This window comes from Kitasatospora sp. NPDC085879 (assembly GCF_040686255.1).
Lineage (GTDB): Bacteria > Actinomycetota > Actinomycetes > Streptomycetales > Streptomycetaceae > Kitasatospora.
On the sequence record NZ_JBFBJZ010000006.1, the window covers coordinates 126,883 to 134,793 of the forward strand.

Annotated in this window: 8 protein-coding genes; 2 read left to right on the top strand and 6 right to left on the bottom strand. The window is 75.6% G+C overall.

What is annotated here, in order from left to right:
- Positions 1-3: 3 nt before the first annotated feature.
- From AB0P35_RS07090 to AB0P35_RS07100, 3 genes are all read right to left on the bottom strand, one after another.
- Complete coding sequence (locus tag AB0P35_RS07090) at positions 4-2,148, bottom strand: ATP-binding protein (protein WP_363507567.1); 2,145 nt, start codon at positions 2,146-2,148, stop codon at positions 4-6.
- Positions 2,149-2,375: 227 nt separating this feature from the next.
- Positions 2,376-2,747, bottom strand: a complete 372-nt coding sequence (locus AB0P35_RS07095; RefSeq protein ID WP_095873132.1) for an STAS domain-containing protein — start codon at positions 2,745-2,747, stop codon at positions 2,376-2,378.
- A 317-nt stretch (positions 2,748-3,064) separates the two neighbouring features.
- Positions 3,065-3,931 carry a 3-hydroxyacyl-CoA dehydrogenase family protein gene (locus tag AB0P35_RS07100; protein WP_363507571.1) on the bottom strand — a complete coding sequence of 289 codons (867 nt, stop codon included), beginning with the start codon at positions 3,929-3,931 and terminating at the stop codon, positions 3,065-3,067.
- 191 nt (positions 3,932-4,122) lie between these two features.
- On the opposite strand from AB0P35_RS07100, the gene AB0P35_RS07105 reads away from it, so the two are divergent.
- Positions 4,123-4,437, top strand: a complete 315-nt coding sequence (locus tag AB0P35_RS07105) for a hypothetical protein (RefSeq protein WP_363507574.1) — start codon at positions 4,123-4,125, stop codon at positions 4,435-4,437.
- Between the two features lie 31 nt (positions 4,438-4,468).
- Here AB0P35_RS07105 and AB0P35_RS07110 read toward each other — a convergent pair whose 3' ends face one another.
- A complete protein-coding gene (locus AB0P35_RS07110; RefSeq protein WP_363507577.1) occupies positions 4,469-5,125 on the bottom strand; it encodes a response regulator transcription factor in 657 nt (218 codons plus the stop codon).
- Positions 5,122-6,342 (bottom strand): histidine kinase, encoded by a 1,221-nt coding sequence (locus tag AB0P35_RS07115; RefSeq protein WP_363507579.1) that lies wholly within the window; start codon positions 6,340-6,342, stop codon positions 5,122-5,124. The genes AB0P35_RS07110 and AB0P35_RS07115 overlap by 4 nt, the downstream gene beginning before the upstream one ends.
- 133 nt (positions 6,343-6,475) lie before the next feature.
- Here AB0P35_RS07115 and AB0P35_RS07120 point away from each other — a divergent pair, with 133 nt between their 5' ends.
- Positions 6,476-7,030: a hypothetical protein gene (locus AB0P35_RS07120; protein WP_363507582.1), complete on the top strand. Its 555-nt coding sequence runs from the start codon at positions 6,476-6,478 to the stop codon at positions 7,028-7,030.
- Between the two features lie 7 nt (positions 7,031-7,037).
- On the opposite strand, the gene AB0P35_RS07125 is transcribed toward AB0P35_RS07120, so the two are convergent.
- A complete protein-coding gene (locus AB0P35_RS07125) occupies positions 7,038-7,610 on the bottom strand; it encodes a cob(I)yrinic acid a,c-diamide adenosyltransferase (protein ID WP_095873138.1) in 573 nt (190 codons plus the stop codon).
- Between the last annotated feature and the right edge of the window lie 301 nt (positions 7,611-7,911).

Genomic DNA, 7,911 nt, shown 5'->3' on the forward strand with positions numbered 1-7,911 from the left:
CCCTCAGGGCGAAGCGCTGCCCGAGGGGCTGTCGGTCGGCGACGGGCTGGCGGTGGGGCTCGGGGACGAGCTGGTCGGCGGCGGCGAGGTCGTCGTGCTGGTGCCGGTGCTCGGCGTCCTGCTGGTCTGGCCCGGGGCGGGCGCGGTGGTCCTTGTCGCGGTCGGCTTCCGGGTGCCGGTGGTGCTCGCCGAGGCGGACGGCGACTCGGAGCCGGAGGCCGACGCCGAGGGGCTCTCGGTCGGGCTGCCGCTGGGCGCGGGGGTCGGGGTGCCGCTGCCGGTGGCCGCCGGCAGGCCGTCCGCGGGGGTGCTGTCGTCCACCGAGCTGCCTGGCAGGGTACGGCCGGTGCCCGCGGAGTCCTCGCCGCCCGCGTTGAGACCGATTGCGGTGCCGAGGACGCCCAGGGCCACCACGGCCGCCGCGGCGGCGATGGCCGCTCGCTTGGCGTCGGTGCCCTTCCTCGCCGCGGCGAGCCGCCAAGGGGCCTTCGCGATGGCCCTGATGACGGGCCGTCGGCCGACCGCCGGGAGCTCCTCGCCGGCCGGCAGCTGCCGGCTCTCGGACTTCAACAGGTCCAGCATCCGCCGGCCGGCGGCGCCGGAGCGCGGGTCCCCGAACGCGGCACGCAGCGCGACCGCCGACTCCAGTTCGGCCAGCGCCCGCTGGTCCGAGTGCACGCACAGCGCGAGCACCCCGAGCTCGTGGTGGAACCAGGCCTCGTCGGCGGTGGCGCGCAGCACCCGGGCCGCCTCCAGGCCGAGCTTGAGGACGCGCTCCCAGGCCCCCCAGCGCAGCGACAGCGCGAGCGCCGGGGCGGCGGCCCGGGCGAGCCGCAGCGCGGCCTCCGGGCGGTCCGCGGCCCGGTCCGCGAGCAGGGCGCCGACCAGGACCTCCGCCTCGGCGGCGATCTGCTCGGTGGTGACCGAGCCGTGCCCGACCCACCAGGAGAAGTGCTCGGCGGCGCCGTAGGCCACCGTGCCCGGGTCGAACCGCCCGGCGAGCAGCTCCGGGACGCCGGTGGTGAGCCGGTGGTGGCCGCCGACCGACACCGCGAGCCCGGCGTCGACGAGCTCGCGCAGCGCGCTCTCGCCGAGGCCGACGTCGATCAGGGCGGGCAGGTGCGGGGCGGTCGGGCACTCGCCGCCGAGCGCCAGCGAGAGCCGGAGCACGGCCTGCGCGGACTCGCTGAGCCCCTCGGCGAGCCGGACGGCGGGCGCCGCGCTCTCCGCCACCGTCGGCAGCGGGACGGTGCGGCGCAGCTCGCCCTCCAGGACGGCCGGGTCGTCCGGCTCCTCGATGTCCTTGACCAGGCCGAAGACGTTGTTGCGGTCCTCCTGCGCGGCGACCAGGGTGTCCACCGAGAGGTCGCGCTGGCGCAGCAGGGCGGCGGCCTGGACGAAGCGCAGCGGCAGGCCCTCCGACTCGAACCAGAGGTCGACGGCCCAGGCCCGCTCGGTCTCGTCGAGCTGACGACCCGCCAGGCGGGCGGCGAGGGCCAGGCAGGCGGACTTGGCGAGGCCGGCGACCGGGTGGTCCTCCAGCCGGAGGCCGGGCGGCAGCAGCGGGCTGCCGGGCGGCACGGTGACCAGGAAGGCGCAGTCCGGTGCGGCGTCGATGAGTTCGGCGAGCTCCTCGTCGTCGACGTCCAGGTCGTCGATCACGACGACGGCGCCCACCTGGGAGAGCGCCGCGGTCAGGGCGCGTCGGTCCGGCCGGTAGCCGGGGGCGTGGTGGGTGGCGGCGAAGAGGTCCTGCAGCAGGTCGGCGCCGGTGCGGTGGTGGCCGCTCAGCCGGACGACGCCGTCGGGGGCGACACCGGCCGCGGCGTCGGCGACGGCGGCGAGCAGGGAGCTGCGGCCGGAGCCGGCCTGGCCGATCAGGCGGACGGAGCGGCCCTCGGAGACCATCGCGACGAGCCGGGCGACGTCGTCCTCGCGGTCGAGCAGCGGCAGGTCGGCGGTGGTGCCCATGGCGAGCGGGCCGACGGCGGGGCTGGGGCCGAGTTCGCGGCGGTCCTGGCGGCGCTCGCGGACGCGGCGGGGCTCCGGACGCCAGCCGTCGGGGCAGGGGCGGGCCTCGGAGCCGTCCGGGCCGCCGATCGCCAGCAGGAGGTCTCCGGAGACGACCTCGCCGGTGCGGGGGCGCACGCCTTCCTGCCCGAAATCACCGGTCGGCTGTCCCACGTTCGCGCTCCGCCCATGGTCGGCCGCCGGGCTGGTGCCGGACGGCGTCGGACCGGCCGCACAGCGGGTCGTCGCCCGCGCGGCCGTGCTTGTGAGCGCAGACTTTTCCACACTCGCCGCGCGCAGCACAGACCGGTACCCCGAAGTAACCCCTGGGGGCGGCCGGACGCGGACGGTTCGGACGCGGCCGGTCAGGCGGTGGGCAGGGCCAGCGGGCCGGTGGGGAGGCCGCCCAGGGCGGGCAGCGAGGTGCCGTAGGCGTCCGGGACGGTGCCCTCGACGGCGAGGATGCGGTGCAGCCGGGTGGCGACCAGCAGGCGCTGCAGCTGGGCGGGGACGTGCCGCAGGACGAGGCGGCGGCCGATCCGGCCGGCCCGCCGGTGGGTGCCCATGATGACGCCGAGGCCGGTCGCGTCCCAGAACTCCAGCCGGCCGAGGTCCAGCACGAGGTCGCCCTTGCCGCCGTCGACGGCGGCGTGCAGGACGGCACGGGCGTCGGCGGCGCTGCGCACGTCCAGCCGGCCCTCGATGGCCAGGCCGCTGTGGTCGCCGGTGATGCGCACGCTCTCCTCCTCCGCTCGCCGTTCGGGTGTTCCGGGGCCCGGGCCGGCCGGGCGTCCGTGACGCCGCGCACCGGGGGCCGCGCCGGTCTCCCCCTCGTCTGACGGTCAACCAACTCCGCAGGTTGCTCCCCTTCGGCGGAGTCCGAGCCAACTTCACCCGTCCGAGGGAATATACGCAGGAACTCCCCATACCTACGCTCGATTACCGCCCAAATCACCCGTCTGCGGCAGCATCGTGAGCAAACTCACCCGCGCGGGTGCGCCGTTGTGAGGGCCGGGTCACACGGGGGGCGGACAATGCGGCCCGGCCCGTGCGGTCAGTCCTCGTACGGGTAGAAGCCGCGGCCCGTCTTGCGGCCGAGGTCGCCGGCGGTGACCATGCGGGCCATGACCTCCGGGGCGGCGAACTTCTCGTCCTGGGTCTCGGCGTAGATGTTGCGGGCCGCGTTGACCAGGATGTCGACGCCGGTGAGGTCGGCGGTCTGCAGCGGGCCCATCGGGTGGCCGAAGCCGAGCCGGCAGGCGGTGTCGATGTCCTCGGCGGTGGCGACGCCCGACTCGTACAGCCGGGCGGCCTCGACGACCAGGGCGGTGATCAGTCGGGTGGTGATGAAGCCGGCGACGTCGCGGTTGACGACGACGACCTCCTTGCCGACGCCCTCGGCGAAGGCGCGGGCCGCGGCCAGCGTGGCGTCGCTGGTCTTGTAGCCGCGCACGAGCTCGACCAGGCGCATCAGCGGCACCGGCGAGAAGAAGTGCACGCCGACGACGCTCTCCGGGCGGGAGGTGGCGGCGGCGATCCGGGTGATCGGGATGGCCGAGGTGTTGGAGGCCAGCACGGCGCCGTCCTTGGCGATCTTGTCGAGCTCGCGGAAGACGCCCTCCTTGACGTCCAGCTGCTCGAAGACCGCCTCGACGACGATGTCGGCGTCCGCGACCGCACCCAGGTCCGTGGTGGTGGTGATCCGGCCGAGCGCGGCCTGGGCCTCCTCGGCCGTCATGCGGCCCTTGCCCACGAACTTCTCGTACGAGGAGCGGATGCCGTCCAGCCCGCGCTGCAGTGCGGCCTCGGTGACGTCCCGCAGCACCACCGGGTGCCCGGCCTGCGCCGAGACCTGGGCGATGCCGGCCCCCATCAGGCCGGCGCCGATCACGGCGATCCGCTGGGTGGGTGCACTGCTCATGGCTGGGTCTCCCGCGTCCTGGTACGCACCCGTCGGCGGCAGGGGCCGGAGGCGCTGGGCCGAGCGCGACCGAGGACGGGGTCTCCCCCCGGAGCCGCGCCGCTCACGGCCCGTGACTCTAATGCCCACGGGCGCCGAACGGTGAGAATGTGAGGTGTGATCTGTACCCGACGGCTGAAGGGTTTCGCGCGATGACCGGGGTGCACCCGCTGCTGGGCCTGCTGATCGGGCTGGGCCTGGTCGCGGTGCTGGTCCTGTTGCTGCGCTGGACGTACGGGCGGGGCCGCTCGCTGGTGGCCCGCCGGCCGCACACCGGCAACCCGGACGAGTACGGGCTGCTGGTGAGCGTCGCCGCCCCGGCCGACCCGGACGAGGCCCGGCGGATGTCGGCGCTGCTCGCCGCCGAGGGCGTGCGGCACACCCTGGTGGAGACCAGCGCCGGCCCGCGGCTCATGGTGTGGCCGGACGACTCCGCGAAGGCCAGGCAGGCGCTGGACCGTCGCTGACGGCCCGTCACCGGCCGGCCCGGGGCGCCGCTCAGTCGGCGGGCAGGATGCCCAGCTCCTGGGCCAGCACGGCGGCCTGCACCCGGCTGCGCAGCGCGAGCTTGGCGAGGATCCGGCTGACGTGGGTCTTGGTGGTGCCCTCGGCCGTGCCGAGCCGTTCGGCGATCTGGGCGTTGGACAGCCCGGCGCCGAGGCAGGCCAGCACCTCGCGCTCGCGGCCGGTCAGCTCGGCGACGGCGGCCCTCGCCCCGGCGGTGTCCCGGCGGCCGGGCCGGGCGAAGGCGGAGATCAGCCGGCGGGTCACCGAGGGGGCGAGCATGCCGTCGCCGCGCGCGACCGTACGGATGCCGTCGATCAGGCCCTCCGCGTCCACGTCCTTGAGCAGGAAGCCGGCCGCACCGGCCCGCAGCGCGCCGTAGACGTAGTCGTCGAGGTCGAAGGTGGTCAGCACCAGGACCTGGGCCGCCTCGGCCGCCACGACCTGCCGGGTGGCCTCCACGCCGTCCAGCCGCGGCATCTGAATGTCCATCAGCACCACGTCGGGGCGCAGCTCCAGGGCGAGCCGGACGGCCTCCTCGCCGTCCGCGGCCTCGCCGACCACCTCGATGTCAGGCTCGGCGCGCAGGATCATCACCAGCGCGGCCCGCACGGCCGCCTGGTCCTCCGCCACCAGTACCCGGATGGTCATCCGTCCGCCCCCCTCGTCTCGCGCGGCAGCACCGCCCGCACCTGCCACCGGCCGTCCAGCGGCCCCGCCTCGAAGTCCCCGCCGAGCAGTTGGGCGCGCTCCCCCATGCCGACCAGCCCGGCGCCGGCACCGTGCAGCGCCCGCCCGGCGCCCTCACGGTACGGGCTGTCCACGGCGATCACCACGTCGTCCGCCCGGTAGTCCACCCGCAGCCGGACGGTGCCGGGCGCCGCGTGCTTGACCGCGTTGGTCAGCGACTCCTGGACGATCCGGTACGCGGCCAGCTCCAGCGGGGCGGGCAGCTCGCCGGGCTCCCCGTCCTCGGCGGCCTCGAAGGCCAGGCCCGCGTCCAGGCCGGCCGCCCTGGCCCGCGCCAGCAGCGCGTCCAGTGCGGCGAGCCGCGGCGCCGCGTACGACTCCTCGCCGCCCCCGCCGCCCCCGCCGCCGGAGAGCGGGCCCGGCTGCGCGCCCCGGCGGAGCAGGCCGATCATGCGGCGCATCTCGGCCAGCCCCTGGACGCTGTTCTCCCGGATGACGGCCAGTGCGGCGACCACCGGGTCCTCCGCCGGGCGGTCCTGGCGGCGGGCGGCGGACTGCGCGCCGGTCGCGTGGATGGCGATCGCCGACAGGTGGTTGGCGATCACGTCGTGCAGCTCCCGGGCCATCCGGGCGCGTTCGGCGGTGACCGCGGCCCGGCGGTCCAGCTCGGCGAGCAGGGCGGTCTGCTCGGCGCGCAGCCGCTCCGCCTCCGCCCGGTCCTGGTGGCGGCGGAGCAGGTCGGCCGTCCAGACCGGGGTGAGGAAGATCAGCCCGCAGAAGCCCGCGATCAGCAGGGCGTTCGGCACCCCGGTGTACAGCAGGGTCAGGCTGGAGAGCACCAGGGTGGTGGCGCCGCCGGTCAGCTGGAGCACCTTCGCCATCCGCGGCGGGCCGTAGAGCACCGCCGCGTACAGCAGGTCGGTGTACATCACCACCGTGGCGAGCACCGACCCGGCGAAGATGCCGCCGGCGAACACCAGGCCGCCGAGCGAGGCCGTCCAGATGGTGCGGGTGCGCCGGAGGAGCTCCAGCGCGGCCATCGCGAGCAGCGGCAGGGCGGCCAGCCAGCGCGGCACGCTGTCGCTGTTGTCGTAGGCGCCGAAGGCGATCAGCATCAGACCGCCGAGCAGCCCGGCGAGGGCGATCGCGGTGTCCTGCCGGCGCGGGGTGAGGGTCACGTCACCATCCCACCATCCGCCGCCCGCACCCGGGCCGACCTGCGGGAGGAACCCGCCGTACATCGAAGGTCGCACCCGGGTTCGCCCGCGGCGACGACGCGCGGGCGGGGCGCGCAGGGGCAGCCTGGGCGGCATGGTTTCCCTGATCGTCGCCGGCGAGGTCGGCTTCTGGGTGGTGCTCGCGGCCGGCCTCGGCCTCCGGTACGGGCTGCGGCTGCGCCGGGCCGGCGCCGCCCTGCTGGTGCTGCTGCCGGTGGTCGACCTGGTGATCCTCGCCGCGACCGTGGCGGACCTGCGGGGCGGCGCGGTGGCGGACTGGACGCACGGCCTGGCCGCGAGCTACGTCGGCTTCTCGGTGGCGTACGGCCACTACCTGGTGCGGTGGGCGGACGGCCACGCCGCCCACCGGCTGGCCGACGGGCCGAAGCCGACCGGGCCGCCGAAGTACGGCGCGGCCAGGGCCGCGCACGAGTGGCGGATGTTCGCCCGCACGCTGGTGGCCTCGGCGCTGACCGTCGCGCTGATCGCGGCCGTCCAGTGGCTGGTCGGCGACGGCGCGCGCACCGCGGGCCTGGACTCCTGGTACCCGCGGATGGCCCTGGTGGCCGGGATCAACCTGGCGGTCGCCGCGAGCTACACGGCCTTCCCGAAGCGCGAGCCGCAGGCAACGCCGGACCGCCGCCCCTGAAACCCTCTCAGCGGTTCTCGCCCGGCACCCAGAGGACGTCGCCGACCTCCTTGTTGGCCGCGCGGGCCAGGATGAACAGCAGGTCGGACAGCCGGTTGAGGTACTTCGCGGTGAGCGGGTTCACGGTGTCCCCGTGCACCTCGATCGCGGCCCAGGTGGAACGCTCGGCGCGCCGCACCACGGTGCAGGCCAGGTGCAGGTGCGCGGCCCCGGCGGTGCCCCCGGGCAGGATGAAGCTGCGGAGCTTCTCCAGCCCCGCCAGGTAGTGGTCGCAGTCGGCTTCCAGCTTGTCGATGTACCCCTGCTCGACCCGCAGCGGCGGGTACTCGGGGTTCTCCGCGACGGGCGTGGCGAGGTCGGCGCCGACGTCGAAGAGGTCGTTCTGGATCCGGGTCAGCACCGCGGAGACGTCGGCCGGCAGGCTGCCGGCGGCGATGGCCACACCGATCGCGGCGTTGGCCTCGTTGGTGTCCGCGTACGCGATCAGCCGCGGGTCGGTCTTGGTGGTGCGGCTCATGTCGCCGAGGGCGGTCGTGCCGTCGTCGCCGGTGCGGGTGTAGATGCGCGTCAGGTTCACCATGACGGCAGCCTAGCGCCGCCGGGAGGCGCATGTTAGGGGATGTTAACCGGGTCACGCGAGGTCGTTCGGCGTTGGCCCTCCCCCACCCCTCAGGTCCGCCGCTACGCGACGTTGACCCTCCCCCACCCTTCGGGCGGGTTACCCCCAACCCGCAGGTCCGCCGCTACGCGACGTTGACCCTCCCCCACCCTTCGGGCGGGGGTACCCCCAACCCGCAGGTCCGCCGCTACGCGACGTTGACCCTCCCCCACCCTTCGGGCGGGGGTACCCCCAACCCGCAGGTCCGCCGCTACGCGACGTA